A 16,212-nucleotide genomic window follows, 5' to 3' on the forward strand; every position below is an offset into this window, starting at 1 on the left:
GGCTGTGCCGCAGCTCGGTCAAGCCCGGCGTTCCCACGCAGCGCGTGGGAACGAGGTAAAAAAGTGGTTAGATAGCTTTTGATGTTGGATGTGGATGAATTTGTAGGATGCTGCCGACGTTAGGAGGCGCATCGTTCGCGATCGATGCGCTTCACTGCGTTCAGCACATCCTACGTGATACGAGCTTTGGAGGCTGATGGCTTTGGTTCCGTATGCCGCGCAGAACACCGGAGCTTTTGAGCGGAACAGCCCGCAGGGGCGATGCATGGATGCGGCGCGTTGTCGAAGGGGTAGGGAGCCACTTTCGGGAACCCCGTTCAAAAGCGAGGAGCGCAGGAAACAAGCGGCGTCCGGGTGTCGTTTCTTTTGGATACTTTTCTTTGGACAAGCAAAGAAAAGTGTCTCGGCTGTCGGGCCGAGACCCGACGTTAAAACACCGTTGTGATAGCGACACAAAAACAAAGATTTAATGCTGGGTTTCACTCCGTTCTACCCAGCCTACACTTTAAAAACTTAGGTGACTAAACGTATGCTCAGCATCAAAAATCTCCACGTAACCATCAACGACAAACCTATTTTAAAAGGCTTGACCCTGGATATAAACCCAGGTGAAGTCCATGCCGTCATGGGCCCCAACGGCGCCGGCAAGAGTACCTTGTCGCACGTGCTGTCGGGCAAGCCGGGTTATGAAGTGACTGCCGGCAGCGTGACCTATAACGGCAAGGATTTACTGGACATGGCCCCGGAAATTCGTGCCCGCGAAGGGGTGTTTCTGGCCTTCCAATATCCGGTCGAGATTCCCGGCGTCAGCAATATTTATCTGCTCAAAGCGGCGCTGAACGCGATGCGCAGGCATCGCGGCTTGCCGGAGGTGGATGCGATGGACTTTCTGACTTTGGTGAAAGGTAAGGTCAAATTGCTGCAGATGGACGAGAAGTTCTTGTATCGCGCGGTCAACGAAGGCTTTTCAGGCGGCGAGAAGAAACGTAACGAAATCCTGCAGGCGGCGATCCTGGAGCCGAATTTGTGCATCCTCGATGAAACCGATTCCGGTTTGGACATCGACGCATTGCGCATCGTCTCCGAAGGCGTCAATTCCTTGCGTAACGCCGAACGCTCCTTCCTGATGATTACTCACTACCAACGCTTGCTCGATTACGTTAAACCCGATGTGGTGCATGTGCTGGCGGACGGCAAGATCGTTAAATCCGGCGGGCCGGAGCTGGCGCTGGAATTGGAAGAAAAAGGCTACAGTTGGCTGGAAGGGCAGGCGGCATGATGAGCAAAACAAGCCACGATCCGTATTTGACGGCCTATCCGGCCTTGGCCGATAGTTTGCCCGGTCGGGATCTGCCGTGGTTGCAAACGCTTCGCGGCGAGGCTTTGCAAGCGTTCGGCGAACGCGGTTTTCCCGGTCACCGCGAGGAAGAATGGCGCTATACCGACCTGTCGGCGTTGAGCAAAACCGTGTTCGCGCCGGCGACCGGCCAAGCGATTGATGTCGCATGGTTGAATCAATATAGGCTGGATGACGCTATCAGCGTGGTCTTGGTTAACGGCCGCTTCGCGGCGGACCTGTCGCGCATCGACGCCGATGCCGGCGCGGTGACCGTGTCCAGTCTCAAGGATTTGTTGACCGAAACCCCAGCGGTGTTGGAAGGGAGATTGGGTCAGGCGGTGACGACGGCCGAGCACAGCTTGGTGGCGTTCAATAACGCCTGGTTCGGCGATGGTGTCGTGATTGAAGTCGCGGCGAAGCAGACGCTCGACAAACCGGTGCAGATTCTGCATGTCGTGACCGAAGCCAATGCGTTGGCTGCAACTCGCAACCTGTTCATCGTTAACGACCGGGCGGACGCCGTTTTTATCGAAACCTATGTCGGCAGCGTAGACAGTTATTTCAGTGCCTCGGTCAACGAGTGTCTGCTGGGGCGCAACGCCGGTTTGACGCTGTACAAGGTGCAACTGGAAGCCGAAAAAGCCCGGCATTTTGGCGGCACCTACGTCAAACAAGCGCCGGACAGCCGCTTTGTTCACCACAACTTTGCGCTCGGTAGCCTGTTGGCGCGGAGCGACATTCACAGCGATTTGGACAAAGCCTCGGACTGCACTTTGAACGGCTTGTTCGTCGCCAGCGGCCGCCAGCATCTGGACAACCATACCCGCATCAACCACTTGCAGCCGCACGGCATCAGCCGCGAATATTACAAAGGCGTGCTGGATAACCGGGCGCGCGGCGTGTTTCAGGGCCGGGTGATTGTCGCCGAAGGCGCGCAACACACCGATTCGGAGATGAATAATCGCAATCTGCTGTTATCTGCGGATGCAGAGGTGGATACCAAACCGCAATTGGAGATTTACAACGACGACGTCAAGTGTTCGCACGGCGTGACGGTCGGCCAGTTGGAAGAAAAGTCGGTGTTCTATTTGCAATCGCGCGGTGTCGATGAAGCGACCGCGCGGAATATTTTGACCTTTGCGTTTGCCAACGAGATGGTCGATAAGGTCGAAAATGCCGAGTTGAAAGGTTTGTTGCTGAAAGAATTGTTACAGCGGTTTCCGGCGATCAGTTTATAAAATAGCCGCGACCGATACCCGAAGCGCCGGTAACGCCACCAAGTCGATGCTATCGGCGGTTGTCAGCACGGATTGATTCAGATAGTCGCCGTCTTGCGGTTGCCGATACACTTCCAGGCACTGGTCGATCAGGTTGACGATCCAGTATTCGCTAATACCGTGGGTGGCATACAGGCGCAGTTTTTGGGTGCGGTCGAAGCGCAAAGTGCTGTCGGAGACTTCGATCAGCAAGAGCACGTCGGCGGCGTTGGGATGGCGGGTGGTGTAGTCGTCGGTATCGGGTTTAACCAGAACCAGATCGGGTTCCGGTTCGGACAAGTCTCCGAGTTGGACTGGGCCTTGTACGCGAACTGTAACACCCTGGTTCCATAAGTGGGCAAAAATGCGATTTAAACGATCAACATGTCCTGCATGGTTAAATCCTATCGGTGACATGGTGAGAATTTCTCCTTCAATCAGTTCCAGTCGGCTTTCGGGCGGAAAAATGCCGGCTTCGCCCATGCGATGCCATTCGGCGATGTCGGTGAGGTGTTTTTGCGGAAAAACGGCGACCATAGTTTTATCCCATTTAGCGAATCGATCGGCTCGATTCTAGTGTGTAGTAATAACGAAATCAATTAAACCAAACAGTTAGCGATGAGCATATTTCCAGTAGAACAAGTCCGCGCCGATTTTCCTATCCTCGGCGAGAAAATTCGCAACAAGCCCTTGGTTTATCTGGACAACGCCGCCAGTTGCCAAAAACCGCAAGCGGTGATCGATGCCATCGTTCATACCTATAGTCGCGAATACGCCAACATCCATCGCGGCGTGCACACCTTAAGTGTCAAAGCCACGGATAAGTTTGAAGGTGCTCGGGAGAAAGTCAGGGCCTTCATCAACGCCAACAGCGATAAGGAGATTATCTTCGTGCGCGGCGCGACAGAAGCGATCAATTTGGTCGCGCAAAGTTACGGCAAGTCGCAATTGAACGCCGGCGACGAGATCGTCATCAGCGCGATGGAGCATCACGCCAATATCGTGCCTTGGCAGATGCTGTGCGAGCAGATCGGCGCGCTGTTGAAAGTCGCGCCGATGGACCAAGCCGGCGAATTGCTGTTCGACGAATTCGAAAAGTTGCTAAACGCCAAGACCAAGCTGGTGGCGATTACTCAAATGTCCAATGCGCTGGGTACGATCAATCCGGTCGAAAACATCATCGCCGCCGCCCACGCCAGAAACATTCCGGTATTGCTCGACGGCGCCCAGGCGATTCCGCACATGGCGGTCGATGTGCAAGCGTTGGACTGCGATTTTTACGTATTCTCCGGCCATAAGCTATACGGGCCGTCCGGCGTCGGCGTGCTGTACGGCAAGCAAGCCTTGCTGGAAGCGATGCCGCCGTATCAAGGCGGCGGCGACATGATACGCACCGTCACCTTCGAAAAAACCACCTATGCCGGCCTGCCGCATAAGTTCGAGGCCGGCACGCCGGCCATCGCCGAAATCATTGGTTTGGGGGCGGCCATTGATTACGTCGCGGCGGTCGGCGTTGCCAATATCGCGGCTTACGAAGCCGAGCTGCTGGCTTATGCCACCGAACAGGCGCAACAAATCAAGGGTCTAAACATCATCGGTCAGGCGGCCCACAAGGGCGGCATCTTATCGTTTACGCTGGATCGGATTCATCCTCACGACATCGGCACCATGCTGGACAGTTTGGGCATTGCGATACGCGCGGGTCATCATTGCGCGATGCCGGTGATGGACTTTTACGGCGTGCCGGCCACGGCGCGCGCCTCGTTCGCCATGTACAATACCCGCCAAGAAATCGACGTATTGATGCAAGGCATCAAATCCTTAATAGAGGTGTTTGGCTAATGTTTGAAGACTTACGCGACCTATACCAAGAGGTCATATTCGACCACAACCGTAATCCGCGCAACTTCCGCATCATGGAAGAGGCCAATCGGCGGGTGGATGGTTTTAACCCTTTGTGCGGCGACAAGTTGACGCTGTTTTTGAAAATCGGTGACGATCGTGTGATTCAGGACGCCAGCTTTCAAGGCTCCGGTTGCGCGATTTCCACCGCGTCGGTGTCTTTGATGACCGAAATCATCAAGGGTTTGACCGAAGACGAGGCCGAAGCTTTGTTCAAGCAATTCCACGAAATGACCACCGGCAAGACCGAAGACATCAATCTGGAAGCGATCGGCAAGCTGGCGGTATTGGCCGGCGTCCGGGAATATCCGGCGCGGGTCAAATGCGCGACGCTGGCCTGGCATACCTTGGATGCCGCTCTGAAAAACGAAGCCCAGTCGGTTTCGACGGAATAGTTTTAGATGTCAATTTTGCGCTGCTCTATTGCTTTGCTGATAACGACAAAAGTTTTCGCAGAAGGCAAAGTGCTGTCTTTTGATGAACGAGTTGTATTGGCGAAAGAGGTGGAGGCTAGGCCTTCAGCAAGACATTATTTCAACGAAACGTTCTATCCAGCTATCGGAACACTGGGGCCAGTCGTGCAAGAATGTTTAAAACAACCCAATGCTAGTACCGAACGCTTTTCATTGGTGGCGGATATTGATCTAGCTGGGAAATTCATAAACGTTGATTACCAGCCAAAAACTGTCACTGCGGCATGCTTTTCGCACGCTATACGCGATCTGACGATTCATGCGCCTCCTACTTGCGATTGTGCCAGTTTGCCAATAGTCATTGAAATGAATATTGCACCTTAGTTTATGATCGGATCGGAAAAGCTCGGTTTGATACTTACCGGGGAAAAGATCGCTGATTTTAAATTATGCCAATTGAACGCAGTATTGAATGGGATCACCCTGGACGCCGACAGAGCGCAAATCGACAATTGCCATTATTTCTTAACCATCCGCGACGGCTGCTTGAAATTGCTGGACAAACAAACCCTGAAAAAAGGCGGGCTGACCGTCGAGATCGATCCGCGCCCCGGTGAGCAGCATTCCTATCCGGCACCGAAAAAAGATTTGCTGGCCCAGGCCGTGGGCAAGAAAACCCATACCGTGGTTGATGCCACCTGCGGCTGGGCGCAAGATAGCTTGGCGTTGTTTCGGATGGGTTACCAGGTGACCTGCATCGAGCGTTCGCCGGTAATGGCGGTCTTGATTCAGGACGGCTTCGAACGGCTGGCGCAAAAAGATTGGGTGCGACGGCGCGAACTCTCGCCCCCGACGTTATTGATCGGCAACGCGATCGCATTGCTGGCCGATCTTCCGGAAGCGCCGGACTGTATCTATCTCGATCCGATGTTCCCCGCCAAGAAAAAGCAGAGCGCGGCCACGCGTAAATCCATGGCGATCCTGCGCGATATCTTGGGCGACGACCTGGATAGACAAGCCTTGTTCGATGCGGCATGGGCGGCAACCGGCAAGCGGGTCGTCGTCAAGAGTCCGGACCATGCCGAGCCGTTGGGCGGCAAACCGAGCCAGAGTTTTCAGGGTAAGTTGTTGCGTTACGACGTCTATTTGAAATGATGCGGTTTTGCGTAACCAATCTTCACCAACAGCGAGATTCGAGATGACGGAATGGATAGACGTGGTGGCGGAATCGGCGATGGCCGACCGCGAGCATCTGGTGGTCGATATCGACGGCGACGACGTGGCGGTCTTTAAAATCGACGGTCGGTTTTATGCGATTGCCGATGTGTGTACCCACGACGGCGCCGAAATCGCCAGCGGCGAGCTGGACGGCGATGAGATCGTTTGTCCTCGCCATGGCGCCCGGTTTTGTGTCAAGACCGGCCAAGTCAAATGCGCGCCGGCTTACGAAGATGTCGAGACCTTCCCGGTCAGGATTGTCGGCGGCGTGGTGCAAGTCAGCCGCCGGGACTGACCGGCGGCGGGGCCGGCTCGGTTTTTTCAGCGGTGTTGCTCTTCGAATCCGGATGGTCGAACACGTTGTTGAAGTTAAAGCCTTCATCGATCGAGCTCATGTCGGCGATGATTTTCCGGCTTAACGGTTCCAGGGCCATGCTGGAGTAGGTGGCCGTCCGCATTAGATTCTCGGTCTGGGTTTGCTTGGTTTTATATTGGCTGTAAAACGCAAACATCAGCGCGGCGATACCGGTCACGGTGGTTTGCATGATCGGCGATTGCAGCCAGGGCCAGTGTTGTTCCCGGCTCTTGAAAATCACGCCCAGCGCCGGCCACAGAAAAACCGCGATTGCAGCGGTCACGGATAAGCCGAAAAATAGCGAATTCCAAGCCTTGTAGCTTCTGGCCTTGATATACAAGTCGTAGATCAGGATTAATTTTTTCTCTTCGTCGCCGCCGGCTTTCAGTTGCACTGCATCGGCCCGGCAGGCGGAAATTTTGGCGTAGTTCATTAGCAGCCCGGCACTGCTCTGATTCGGCGACAGAATGCCGATTAATTCCTGGTTGTCGCAGTTTTCCGACGCGCAGCCGGCCAGCAGCAACATCAGCAAAAGGCAGGACAGGGTGGGCTTCGGCATGGTGGGCTCCGTTAAGGTATCGTGGCTGATTGTGGCATATTCGAGTGATTTTGCCCTTTTCGTCTTGGCGTTGTCGGTCTGAATTTCAAAACCGGTTTGCCCGTCCGCGGTTAACCTTGTAACCTGTTCGCCCGTTTCAAACTCCCTTTAGATTTGCCATGCACCACTTGATTTGGAATATCGACCCGATTCTGTTCGATATCGGCTTTGTGAAAATTCGCTGGTACGGCCTGATGTTTGCGATGGGCTTCGTCGGCAGCTTCTTGACGATGCAGTGGATGTACCAACGCGAGGGTAAGAATGTCGAAGAACTGGACACGCTGCTGTGGTATATGGTGATCGCGACGATACTCGGGGCCAGGTTGGGCCACACGTTGCTGTACGACCCGGCCTACTATTTGTCGCACCCATTGAAAATTCTGGCGATCTGGGAAGGCGGTTTGGCTAGCCACGGCGCGACGCTGGGCATCATATTGGCCTTGTACTTGTACCGGCGCCGTTACGGCGACGGATTCTTTTGGTTGCTGGATCGGGTCAGTATTCCGACCGCATTGGCCGGCGCGCTAATCCGCATCGGCAATTTTTTTAACTCGGAAATTCTCGGCACGCCCAGCGAACAGCCGTGGGCAGTGGTGTTCAGCCGGATCGATCCGCTGCCGAGGCATCCGGTGCAACTCTACGAAGCGGCCTGCTATTTGGCGATTTACGCGATCTGTTTGACGATTTATCGCAAGCATGCCGACAAGCCAGGCTTCTCGTTCGGTTGCTTTTTGACGCTGTTGTTCAGCGTGCGCTTTGGATTGGAATATTTCAAAACCGAGCAGGCGATGTACGAGACTGCGTGGGCTATCACCACCGGTCAACTGTTGAGCATTCCGTTTGTGCTGGCCGGGGTGGCGTGTATCGTCTGGAGTCTGAAAAACCGCAAAGCCATCGCGGCGGCGTAATCGTTTACAATAACCGGTTTTTTAACGCGGAGACCCCAGGCTTCGGTCAGGGTTTTAATAGTTGATGCTAGAAATTAATCCTATCAAATACAAGATTGCCGATTTGCGCGAACGCACCGCCGGGCTGAAAACCTATCTGGATTTCGATACCAAAAGCGAGCGGCTGGTCGAAGTATTGCGGGAACTGGAAGACCCGGCCATTTGGAACAAGCCCGAGCAAGCGCAGGCGATGGGCAAGGAACGGGCTATGCTGGAAGGCATCGTCAATACCATCAAGGACCTGGAGCAAGGGCTGAACGACGCCGAGGAATTATTGGCGATGGCGGTCGAGGAAAACGACGAAGACACCGTCAAAACCGTCGCTACCGATCTGGAAACTTACGAGAAACAAGTCGCCGGTCTGGAATTCCAGCGTATGTTCGCCGGGGAAATGGACCCGAACAACGCGTTTTTGGACATTCAGGCCGGTTCCGGCGGCACCGAGGCGCAGGATTGGGCCTCGATGATAGAACGCATGTATTTGCGCTGGGGCGAGGCCAAGGGCTTCAAGACCGAACTGATCGAAGAATCGCCGGGTGACGTGGCCGGCATCAAGAGCGCGACGATCAAATTCGAAGGTCCTTACGCCTTCGGCTGGTTGCGCACCGAAACCGGCGTGCATCGATTGGTGCGCAAATCGCCGTTCGACTCCGGCAACCGCCGCCACACCTCGTTTGCGTCGGTGTTCGTATCGCCGGAAATCGACGACGACATCGAAATCGACATCAACCCGGCCGATTTGCGCATCGACGTGTACCGCGCTAGCGGCGCCGGTGGTCAGCACGTCAACCGGACCGAATCGGCGGTTAGGATTACGCATAACCCCAGCGGCATCGTCACCCAATGCCAAAGCGATCGTTCGCAGCACAAGAACAAAGACACCGCGATGAAGCAGCTGAAAGCCAAGCTGTACGAGATGGAAATGCTGAAACGCAACGAAGGTTTACAGGCGATCGAAGACTCCAAATCCGACATCGGCTGGGGCAGCCAGATTCGGTCTTACGTACTGGACCAATCCCGCATCAAGGACCTGCGCACCAATGTCGAAACCGGCAATACCCAGGCGGTTCTGGACGGCGCGCTGGATCAGTTTATCGAAGCCAGCTTGAAAAGCGGCTTGTAAATTCGATTGTAACGGTTGGAGGTCACATGAAAGGTTTGCAACGGATAACGTTCGATCCTGCGGTGATGGGCGGCAAGCCCTGTTTACGCGGTCTAAGAGTGACAGCCGGAATGCTGGTGGGTTTGGTCGCCTGCGGCTATTCGACCGAACAGATATTGGAGTTGTACCCGTATCTGGAAGCAGAGGATATTACTGAAGCCTTACGTTTTGCTGCCTGGCGAGCGGAGGAACTCGAGTTACCCTTGAACGCCGCGTGAAAATATTATTGGACATGAATTTGTCGCCGGCGTGGACAAGCGTGCTAAACGAGGCTGGATTCGAAGCCTTTCACTGGTCCACGGTTGGTCCCGCGGATGCTCCGGATGCCGAACTATTTAACTGGGCCAGGGAAAACGAAGCCGTGGTATTTACCCACGATTTGGATTTTGGCGCGTTGTTGGCGTTGACCGGTGCGGTCGCGCCAAGCGTATTTCAAATTCGCACCCAAGATATTTCACCCAAAGTACTCGGACCGAGAGCTGTGGAATTGTTGAACCGATTCAACGCCGAGCTTGATAACGGTGCTTTGATCGTTGCGGACGAATTACGCGAAAGAGTCAGATTGTTGCCTTTAAGTCGCTAAATTCGACCGTATTTATTTTTAATTAGTATTTTTGAAAATGTCAGAACTCGAACACGACGAACAGGAACAGATTAGACAACGCCGCGAGAAATTATCGGCGCTACGAGAAGAAGGTATTGCTTTTCCGACCGATTTTCGCCGCAATGTGGTGGCCGGCGAATTGCTCGCCGAATACGGCGATAAATCCGAGGAAGAGCTGCTGGCCGAGCCGATTCGGGTCAAGATCGCCGGACGGATGATGACCCGCCGCATCATGGGCAAGGCCAGTTTCTGCCATTTGCAGGACATGTCCGGGCAAATCCAGGCCTACGTCGCGCGCGATAATTTGCCGGAAGGCGTTTACAACGATCAGTTCAAGAAGTGGGACATTGGCGACATCCTGGGTGCCGAAGGGGTCTTGTTCAAAACCAAGACCGGCGAACTCAGCGTCAAGGTCGATGACATTCGCTTGCTGACCAAGGCGTTGCGGCCGTTGCCGGAAAAATTTCACGGCATCGCCGATCAGGAGATCAAATACCGCCAGCGATATCTGGATTTGATCATGAGCGACGAGACCCGCAAGACCTTCCTGATGCGTTCGAAGATCGTCAATTACATCCGCGAATTTTTGATCGCCCGCGACTTCCTGGAAGTGGAAACGCCGATGATGCAAGTGATTCCCGGCGGTGCGACGGCGCGGCCGTTCACCACCTTCCACAATGCGCTGGACATGGAGTTGTATTTGCGCATCGCGCCGGAGCTGTATCTGAAACGGCTGGTGGTCGGCGGTTTCGAGCGGGTGTTCGAGATCAACCGCAACTTCCGCAACGAAGGCCTTTCGACCCGGCACAATCCGGAATTCACGATGATGGAGTTCTACCAAGCCTACGCCGAATACGGCGACCTGATGGATTTGACCGAAGCCTTGCTGAAAGGCATCGCCGAAGACGTGGTCGGCAACAGCATCATCGAATACCAGGGCGATCGATACGATTTCGGCCAGCCGTTCGCGCGGATGACGGTGCTGGAATCTATCCTTCATTTCAACCCCGAATTGACCTTGGCTGACCTGAGCACCCGCGAAGCGGCCGTGAAAGTCGCGGAAAATCTGAAGATTCCGGTCAAGGACAGTTACGGCCTGGGCAAGGTGCAAATCGAGATTTTCGAAAAAACCGTCGAGCATCGTTTGATGAATCCGACCTTCATTACCGCCTATCCGGTCGAAGTGTCGCCGCTGGCGCGCCGTAACGACAGCGATCCGCACGTTACCGACCGTTTCGAGTTTTTCGTCGGCGGCCGCGAAATCGCCAACGGCTTCACCGAGTTGAACGACGCCGAAGACCAAGCCGAACGCTTTCAGAAGCAGGTCGAGGAAAAAGAAGCCGGCGACAACGAAGCCATGCATTTCGACGCCGATTACATCACCGCATTGGAACACGGCATGCCGCCGACCGCCGGCGAGGGCATCGGCATCGATCGGCTGGTGATGCTGTTCACGAACTCACCGAGCATCCGCGACGTGCTGTTATTCCCGCACATGCGTCCGAAACACTGATGCGGGACTATCCCCGCGCCAATTGACTTAGAGAGATTTATGACTGTAGATGCCAGCCAGTTTAAAGACGCGCTGAAATTGTGGGCCAGCGGCGTCACGGTGGTGACCACCGCCGACCGCGGCGGCCAACTTAAAGGTATGACCGCGACCGCGTTCAGCAGCGTTTCGATGGAACCGCCGCAAATCCTGGTGTGTTTGAATCAACGCACCGATACCGGCAACGGTTTGCTGGAAAGTCGGTTTTTCGGCGTGAATATCCTGACCCGCGAGCAGGAAGCGGTCTCAAACCAGTTTGCCGGCAATACCACCCAAGCCGAACGCTTCGCGGCGGTGTCTTGGGTCGCCGGACAAACCGGGGTACCGTTGCTCAGCGAGTCTCTGGCGTCGCTGGAATGTCGAGTCGTTCAACAAATACAAGCCGGCAGCCACTGGATCGTGGTCGGCGAGGTCGAGCGCGCGATTTGTCGGCAGGGCGATCCGCTGTTGTATTACAGCGGCGGTTATCGCGGTTTGGACAAATGACGTTGCAATTGTCGTGTTTACGACAAAACCTTTTGTAGATTGTCGTTAAATTTCACTTTGTCGGATAAGCCCCCGAGATGAACGGACAAAAACCTTAAGCAATTCAAGTCTATTAAGTTGGCTTTTTTTTTGCTTATAGGTGCTTGGATTAGTATCCAAAGTCAGATTCATTACGGAGTTATTCATGACGACCATTAAAGTGATAAAAGAGTTTTCCGAAAAAGCCCGCGCCGATTCGGAACTGGGCGAGAAATTAAAAGCCGCGTTAAAGATTAAGGAATTGATCGCATTGGGTAAGGAATACGGCTTTGAAATCGACGAAGTCTTGTTGTACCCGCCCAACGAACCGCAATTTACCGAAGATCAGTTGTCCGAGCGTTTGGTAAAAGCCTTGTTGCGGGCTTAATCCGTGCGGCGGACCGCTCCACCGTCGGTGGAGCGGTCCGCCTTCCTAGCTCGACCCCCCGTCGTATTTTCCCAGCTACTTCCCGCCCGTTTTTCGAAAATCCGCTCCCCGGCGCTAAACTATGCGTTTGCCCGACTGGAGTGCCTGCCGCAATGTTTCACGCTAACGCTAAACCCCGCTTGATGGGGATACTCAATGTCACGCCCGATAGTTTTTCCGACGGCGGCCGATTTACCGGCTTGGCGGCGGCGATCCGCCAAGCGGAAACCATGTTGGAAGAGGGCGCCGACATCATCGACATCGGCGGCGAATCCACCCGTCCCGGTTCCGAACCGGTCAGTGCCGACGAACAAATCCGCCGGGTCGTGCCGGCGATTAGCGCGATCGCGAAGTTGGGTCGGCCGGTAACCATCAGCATCGATACGATGCTCGCGCCGGTCGCTGCCGCCGCGCTGGATGCCGGCGCCGAGTGGATCAACGACGTATCCGGCGGACTCGGCGACCCGCGTATGCTTGATCTGGCCGCAGAGCGCGGCGCGTCGATCATCTTGATGCACATGCAAGGCACGCCCAAGACGATGCAGGACGCGCCGCATTATCAGGACGTGGTTGGCGAAGTCGAGACCTTCCTGAAGCAGCGCGTCGACGCGGCGCTGGTGGCCGGCGTTCCGCGCGAGAACATCGCCATCGACCCCGGCATCGGTTTTGGCAAGCGCAAACAGGACAATCTGGAGCTGCTGGCCCACCTCGACCGTTTCGTCGCGCTCGGCTGGCCGTTGCTGCTCGGTACCAGCCGCAAGCGCTTCATGGGCAGCATTTGCAATGTCGAACAGCCCGCCGAACTGGTCACGGCGACCGCAGTGACGACCGCGCTGGGCGTGATGGCCGGCGTGCAACTGTTCAGAGTCCACGACGTCAAGGCCAACCGGCAGGCATTGGACGTGGCTTGGGCGATCAAGCAAGCGCGTTGAACGAACTGCACCCGCGTTTGCGGGCCTTAGCCGACCAATTCGCGCCGACGCCGTTACAGCGGATCGACGATCCGGCCTGGAGCGCGCGCGGCGTGACGTTGTCGATCAAGCGCGACGATTTGCTGCATCCGGTGATTTCCGGCAACAAATGGCGCAAGCTCAAATACCTTCTCAACGATGCATTGCGGCACGGCGCCGATACCGTCGTCAGCATGGGCGGCGCCTATTCCAACCACTTGCACGCCTTGGCCTATGCCGGCCGCGAGTTGGGACTGAAGACCGCCGCCTTCGTGCGCGGGGAGCGGCCGGCGCGGCTGAATCCGACCTTGCTTGACTTGCTGGAATGGGGCATGGAACTGCGCTTTGTGTCGCGCGAAGAATACCGGGGCTTGCGCGCGTATCGGGAATGGCACGACCCGCCGGATAGGCAGTCGGGGCAATATTGGCTCCCCGAAGGCGGTGCCGGCGAGTTGGCTTGGCAAGGCGTGGCCGAAGCGGTCGCGGAAATCGATGTGCCTTACGACATACTGGCACTGGCTTGCGGCACCGGCACCACGCTGGCCGGCGCGGTCGGCGCGGTGGTGCCCGGCGTGGAGATCGTCGGCGTACCGGCCTTAAAAGGCGGCGAGTTTTTGTACCGCGACATCCGCGAACGGTTCTCCGTTCAAGGCCGGCCCGATAGTGGTGGTTGGCGCTTGTGGCTAGATTACCATTTCGGCGGCTTCGCTCGAACCACGCCGGAACTGCTGGCGTTTATCGCGGCGTTCGAAGCCCGGCATGGCGTCGAGCTGGAGCCGGTCTATACCGGAAAATTGCTGTACGCAGTTTACGACAGATTGCGAGCGGGCGATTTTCAGGCCGGCCAACACGTCGTGGTCTGGCATAGCGGCGGCTTGCAGGGCAAGCGCGGGACACGCTAAACCCGGATTGGAGTCTGTCCGCAAAATAGCGATAATACCGCCGCCGATAACAATAACGACAGGTGGCAACATGGTAGCGCAGATTCTTCCGGTTTCCGGGCAAGCCGCCGGCATGGCGGTGTCTTTCCGTTTTTTATTGAGCCTGTACGGCATCGTGCCGATCTGCCTGATCGCGCTCGGCCTGGATAGCTGGCTGTTCGACCACGCCTTGCGCGATGCGCTGCCCAGCAGCCCTAGCCACTTTTTGCTGTTTCAAGTCTTGTTCGGCACCCCGCACATCGTCGCCAGCAATCTGCTGTTAGTCAGCCATGCCGAGTATCTGAAAACCTTCCAACGCAAATTGTTGGGGATGAGCGCCTTCATCGTGCTGTTCTTCGGCGTCGGCAGTTTGTTCATACCCTACCGGGTGCTGTATCTGATCAGCGCCTGCTGGACCGTCTATCACGTGTTGAAACAACAGCACGGCATCGCCAAGGCCGTGTGCCGCCTGCCGGCTTGGGCGTTTTATCTGCAACTGTGGCTCAGCGTGACGGCTGGCATCTTCACCTACATCGGTATTTTCATGAAGAACAGCCTGGCGCCGGAGCAGGCCGCGTTGATTCTGCAAATCGCCACGGCGTTGACGGCCGCGTTGCTGGCGGCGACTTGGATCTGCCAGCGTTATGTCGCCAGCCGCTTGGGCTGGTATTTTCTGTGGGCCAACACCTTGTTGGTCGTTGCCAGTTGGTTTGTGTACAGCCAACAGTATTACTTTTTGGCGATTCTGATGCCGCGCTTGGTGCATGACATCACCGCCTACAGTTTTTACGCGACCCATGACGTCAACCGCCACGTCGGCCATCCGCAGAATGCGCTGTTTCGCCTGACCGAAGCTTGCCGGCTGCCGGCCGTCGCGGTGCTGCCGCTGTTGTCGTTCGCATTGACATACTGGCTACAGGTCCACGGCGACGCCGCCGTCAACCTGATCTTGCAAACGCTGTTTTCGACTCAGGTCTATAAAGCCGCCACGCTGGGCATCGTCGGCTATCTGGCCTTGATGCATTACTACACCGAAGCCTTCATCTGGTCGGCCGGCTCGCCGCTACGGCGCTATATCCGCTTTGGCCGAGTGTCGTGAATTAGTGCGGCGGTCGATGCTTGGCTATAAGGCATGCCGGTGCTCAAACAGAGTAAAACGGCCATGGCCAAAAAGTGCGTACCAGCAGGGCTTCGCTTAATCGCTTACTGGACGAAGAAGATACCAGTTTAACCTTGACCACCTTGGCGTCGCCGCCGCTCTCGGTAAAAAGGTAAAAATAGAGTTAGAATCTGTGTGAACTTGGGTGAATTGGGCCGTAGCGGTAGGCTCAAAACCGGCCAGAATTCGTCAGACGGAACAACAATGCCTATGCCAAATGTCCTGCCAAAAGCAGGCGGTGTGGTGAGTTTACGAACCGCACAAATCGCGAACGATGCGCTTCACGCTGTTCAGCACATCCTACGTCCCTAAATCACAATAGAGGCAGCAGCATGATGACACTCAATATCGACGACGACACGGCAAACCTGCTCCGCCAGTTGTCCGAGCAGGAACACGTCAGCCCCGCGCAACTGATCAAAAATCTCCTCAGCGATTATCTCGAAGACTTGGCCGATGTGGCTGCCGCCGATGCGGCGTTAGCGGAATTGACGAGCGGCAAGGACGATACGATTAGCTTGGCGGAATGGGAGCAGCAACTCAATGCCATGGAGCATTAGGCTTAAGACGGGCGCCGCCAAAGCCATCAACAAGCTGGACAAACCGGTCCGCGACAGAATCAAAGCCTTTCTCGATCAGTTAGCCGAACAAGATAATCCGCGCATTAACGGCAAAGCCTTACAAGGCAAATCGTCCGCATACTGGCGCTATCGGGTTGGCGACTACCGTTTGATTTGCCAGATTCAAGACGACGAATTAATCGTTTTGCTCGTCGAATTGGGCCATCGAAAAGAGATTTATCGAGACAAGCATTAATCGCCCCACTATCTTATTTTGAAAGCCGAAACAAAGTGCCTATGGCAAATGTCCAGCCAAAAGCCTACGGCCCTTGTGTTCTCTATTCCTCAG

At 55.6% G+C, this 16,212-nt stretch carries 21 protein-coding genes; 19 read left to right on the forward strand and 2 right to left on the reverse strand.

Annotated features, from left to right (window positions below; translation table 11 throughout):
• The first annotated feature begins 529 nt into the window (after positions 1 to 529).
• Positions 530 to 1,279 carry a Fe-S cluster assembly ATPase SufC gene (sufC, locus tag BJL95_RS12035; protein ID WP_071158218.1) on the forward strand — a complete coding sequence of 250 codons (750 nt, stop codon included), beginning with the start codon at positions 530 to 532 and terminating at the stop codon, positions 1,277 to 1,279.
• Positions 1,276 to 2,577, forward strand: a complete 1,302-nt coding sequence (sufD, locus tag BJL95_RS12040) for a Fe-S cluster assembly protein SufD (protein ID WP_139306233.1) — start codon at positions 1,276 to 1,278, stop codon at positions 2,575 to 2,577. Before sufC ends, sufD begins: the two co-directional genes overlap by 4 nt.
• Here the strand turns inward: sufD and BJL95_RS12045 are convergent.
• Complete coding sequence (locus BJL95_RS12045; RefSeq protein WP_071158220.1) at positions 2,572 to 3,132, reverse strand: Uma2 family endonuclease; 561 nt, start codon at positions 3,130 to 3,132, stop codon at positions 2,572 to 2,574. The two genes, sufD and BJL95_RS12045, sit on opposite strands and share 6 nt — an antisense overlap.
• Positions 3,133 to 3,213: 81 nt before the next feature.
• Between BJL95_RS12045 and BJL95_RS12050 the strand changes: the two genes are divergently transcribed.
• The 5 genes from BJL95_RS12050 to BJL95_RS12065 all read left to right on the forward strand — a co-directional run bounded on the left by BJL95_RS12050 (position 3,214) and on the right by BJL95_RS12065 (position 6,423).
• Entirely contained in the window at positions 3,214 to 4,437 is a 1,224-nt protein-coding gene (locus BJL95_RS12050; protein WP_071158221.1) for a cysteine desulfurase, read from the forward strand.
• Positions 4,437 to 4,892, forward strand: a complete 456-nt coding sequence (gene sufU / locus BJL95_RS12055) for a Fe-S cluster assembly sulfur transfer protein SufU (RefSeq protein ID WP_071158222.1) — start codon at positions 4,437 to 4,439, stop codon at positions 4,890 to 4,892. The genes BJL95_RS12050 and sufU overlap by 1 nt, the downstream gene beginning before the upstream one ends.
• A 6-nt stretch (positions 4,893 to 4,898) precedes the next feature.
• Positions 4,899 to 5,294 (forward strand): hypothetical protein, encoded by a 396-nt coding sequence (locus BJL95_RS24640; protein ID WP_139306234.1) that lies wholly within the window; start codon positions 4,899 to 4,901, stop codon positions 5,292 to 5,294.
• Positions 5,295 to 5,378: 84 nt separating this feature from the next.
• Entirely contained in the window at positions 5,379 to 6,065 is a 687-nt protein-coding gene (locus BJL95_RS12060) for a class I SAM-dependent methyltransferase (RefSeq protein ID WP_254786785.1), read from the forward strand.
• A 43-nt stretch (positions 6,066 to 6,108) separates the two neighbouring features.
• Positions 6,109 to 6,423 (forward strand): non-heme iron oxygenase ferredoxin subunit, encoded by a 315-nt coding sequence (locus tag BJL95_RS12065; protein WP_071158224.1) that lies wholly within the window; start codon positions 6,109 to 6,111, stop codon positions 6,421 to 6,423.
• Here BJL95_RS12065 and BJL95_RS12070 read toward each other — a convergent pair.
• Positions 6,407 to 7,042, reverse strand: a complete 636-nt coding sequence (locus BJL95_RS12070; RefSeq protein WP_139306235.1) for a hypothetical protein — start codon at positions 7,040 to 7,042, stop codon at positions 6,407 to 6,409. The genes BJL95_RS12065 and BJL95_RS12070 overlap by 17 nt on opposite strands.
• A 158-nt stretch (positions 7,043 to 7,200) precedes the next feature.
• Between BJL95_RS12070 and lgt the strand changes: the two genes are divergently transcribed.
• The 12 genes from lgt to BJL95_RS12130 all read left to right on the forward strand — a co-directional run bounded on the left by lgt (position 7,201) and on the right by BJL95_RS12130 (position 16,119).
• Positions 7,201 to 7,989 (forward strand): prolipoprotein diacylglyceryl transferase, encoded by a 789-nt coding sequence (gene lgt / locus BJL95_RS12075; protein WP_064030170.1) that lies wholly within the window; start codon positions 7,201 to 7,203, stop codon positions 7,987 to 7,989.
• A gap of 64 nt (positions 7,990 to 8,053) precedes the next feature.
• Complete coding sequence (gene prfB, locus BJL95_RS12080) at positions 8,054 to 9,151, forward strand: peptide chain release factor 2 (RefSeq protein WP_071158234.1); 1,098 nt, start codon at positions 8,054 to 8,056, stop codon at positions 9,149 to 9,151.
• Positions 9,152 to 9,177: 26 nt separating this feature from the next.
• A complete protein-coding gene (locus BJL95_RS12085) occupies positions 9,178 to 9,408 on the forward strand; it encodes a DUF433 domain-containing protein (RefSeq protein WP_064030174.1) in 231 nt (76 codons plus the stop codon).
• Positions 9,405 to 9,773, forward strand: a complete 369-nt coding sequence (locus BJL95_RS12090) for a DUF5615 family PIN-like protein (RefSeq protein WP_071158236.1) — start codon at positions 9,405 to 9,407, stop codon at positions 9,771 to 9,773. Before BJL95_RS12085 ends, BJL95_RS12090 begins: the two co-directional genes overlap by 4 nt.
• Before the next feature lie 37 nt (positions 9,774 to 9,810).
• Positions 9,811 to 11,307: a lysine--tRNA ligase gene (gene lysS, locus BJL95_RS12095; protein WP_071158238.1), complete on the forward strand. Its 1,497-nt coding sequence runs from the start codon at positions 9,811 to 9,813 to the stop codon at positions 11,305 to 11,307.
• Positions 11,308 to 11,346: 39 nt separating this feature from the next.
• Positions 11,347 to 11,829 (forward strand): flavin reductase family protein, encoded by a 483-nt coding sequence (locus tag BJL95_RS12100; protein ID WP_071158240.1) that lies wholly within the window; start codon positions 11,347 to 11,349, stop codon positions 11,827 to 11,829.
• A gap of 184 nt (positions 11,830 to 12,013) precedes the next feature.
• A complete protein-coding gene (locus BJL95_RS12105) occupies positions 12,014 to 12,235 on the forward strand; it encodes a Nif11-like leader peptide family natural product precursor (RefSeq protein ID WP_064030184.1) in 222 nt (73 codons plus the stop codon).
• Positions 12,236 to 12,387: 152 nt separating this feature from the next.
• Positions 12,388 to 13,206: a dihydropteroate synthase gene (gene folP, locus BJL95_RS12110; RefSeq protein WP_071158242.1), complete on the forward strand. Its 819-nt coding sequence runs from the start codon at positions 12,388 to 12,390 to the stop codon at positions 13,204 to 13,206.
• Positions 13,182 to 14,126: a 1-aminocyclopropane-1-carboxylate deaminase/D-cysteine desulfhydrase gene (locus BJL95_RS12115; protein ID WP_139306236.1), complete on the forward strand. Its 945-nt coding sequence runs from the start codon at positions 13,182 to 13,184 to the stop codon at positions 14,124 to 14,126. The genes folP and BJL95_RS12115 overlap by 25 nt, the downstream gene beginning before the upstream one ends.
• Positions 14,127 to 14,196: 70 nt before the next feature.
• Positions 14,197 to 15,243 carry a hypothetical protein gene (locus tag BJL95_RS12120; protein WP_071158244.1) on the forward strand — a complete coding sequence of 349 codons (1,047 nt, stop codon included), beginning with the start codon at positions 14,197 to 14,199 and terminating at the stop codon, positions 15,241 to 15,243.
• A gap of 392 nt (positions 15,244 to 15,635) precedes the next feature.
• Positions 15,636 to 15,863, forward strand: a complete 228-nt coding sequence (locus tag BJL95_RS12125; protein WP_071158246.1) for a DUF6290 family protein — start codon at positions 15,636 to 15,638, stop codon at positions 15,861 to 15,863.
• Positions 15,847 to 16,119, forward strand: coding sequence for a type II toxin-antitoxin system RelE/ParE family toxin (locus BJL95_RS12130; RefSeq protein ID WP_071158248.1), 273 nt, complete (start codon positions 15,847 to 15,849; stop codon positions 16,117 to 16,119). Before BJL95_RS12125 ends, BJL95_RS12130 begins: the two co-directional genes overlap by 17 nt.
• The last annotated feature ends 93 nt before the right edge of the window (positions 16,120 to 16,212 follow it).

The organism is Methylomonas sp. LWB (assembly GCF_001856095.1).
In the GTDB taxonomy this organism is placed as follows: domain Bacteria; phylum Pseudomonadota; class Gammaproteobacteria; order Methylococcales; family Methylomonadaceae; genus Methylomonas; species Methylomonas koyamae_A.

What these genes read in the sequence shown, in the direction of transcription:
- BJL95_RS12070 (WP_139306235.1), bottom strand. Translation starts at nt 7,042, where the DNA reads ATGCCGAAGCCCACCCTGTCCTGCCTTTTGCTGATGTTGCTGCTGGCC.
- BJL95_RS12120 (WP_071158244.1), top strand. Translation starts at nt 14,197, where the DNA reads ATGGTAGCGCAGATTCTTCCGGTTTCCGGGCAAGCCGCCGGCATGGCG.
- BJL95_RS12065 (WP_071158224.1), top strand. Translation starts at nt 6,109, where the DNA reads ATGACGGAATGGATAGACGTGGTGGCGGAATCGGCGATGGCCGACCGC.
- prfB (WP_071158234.1), top strand. Translation starts at nt 8,054, where the DNA reads ATGCTAGAAATTAATCCTATCAAATACAAGATTGCCGATTTGCGCGAA.
- BJL95_RS12130 (WP_071158248.1), top strand. Translation starts at nt 15,847, where the DNA reads ATGCCATGGAGCATTAGGCTTAAGACGGGCGCCGCCAAAGCCATCAAC.
- BJL95_RS12045 (WP_071158220.1), bottom strand. Translation starts at nt 3,132, where the DNA reads ATGGTCGCCGTTTTTCCGCAAAAACACCTCACCGACATCGCCGAATGG.
- folP (WP_071158242.1), top strand. Translation starts at nt 12,388, where the DNA reads ATGTTTCACGCTAACGCTAAACCCCGCTTGATGGGGATACTCAATGTC.
- sufC (WP_071158218.1), top strand. Translation starts at nt 530, where the DNA reads ATGCTCAGCATCAAAAATCTCCACGTAACCATCAACGACAAACCTATT.
- sufD (WP_139306233.1), top strand. Translation starts at nt 1,276, where the DNA reads ATGATGAGCAAAACAAGCCACGATCCGTATTTGACGGCCTATCCGGCC.
- lgt (WP_064030170.1), top strand. Translation starts at nt 7,201, where the DNA reads ATGCACCACTTGATTTGGAATATCGACCCGATTCTGTTCGATATCGGC.
- BJL95_RS12085 (WP_064030174.1), top strand. Translation starts at nt 9,178, where the DNA reads ATGAAAGGTTTGCAACGGATAACGTTCGATCCTGCGGTGATGGGCGGC.
- BJL95_RS12105 (WP_064030184.1), top strand. Translation starts at nt 12,014, where the DNA reads ATGACGACCATTAAAGTGATAAAAGAGTTTTCCGAAAAAGCCCGCGCC.
- sufU (WP_071158222.1), top strand. Translation starts at nt 4,437, where the DNA reads ATGTTTGAAGACTTACGCGACCTATACCAAGAGGTCATATTCGACCAC.
- BJL95_RS12050 (WP_071158221.1), top strand. Translation starts at nt 3,214, where the DNA reads ATGAGCATATTTCCAGTAGAACAAGTCCGCGCCGATTTTCCTATCCTC.
- BJL95_RS24640 (WP_139306234.1), top strand. Translation starts at nt 4,899, where the DNA reads ATGTCAATTTTGCGCTGCTCTATTGCTTTGCTGATAACGACAAAAGTT.
- lysS (WP_071158238.1), top strand. Translation starts at nt 9,811, where the DNA reads ATGTCAGAACTCGAACACGACGAACAGGAACAGATTAGACAACGCCGC.
- BJL95_RS12100 (WP_071158240.1), top strand. Translation starts at nt 11,347, where the DNA reads ATGACTGTAGATGCCAGCCAGTTTAAAGACGCGCTGAAATTGTGGGCC.
- BJL95_RS12125 (WP_071158246.1), top strand. Translation starts at nt 15,636, where the DNA reads ATGATGACACTCAATATCGACGACGACACGGCAAACCTGCTCCGCCAG.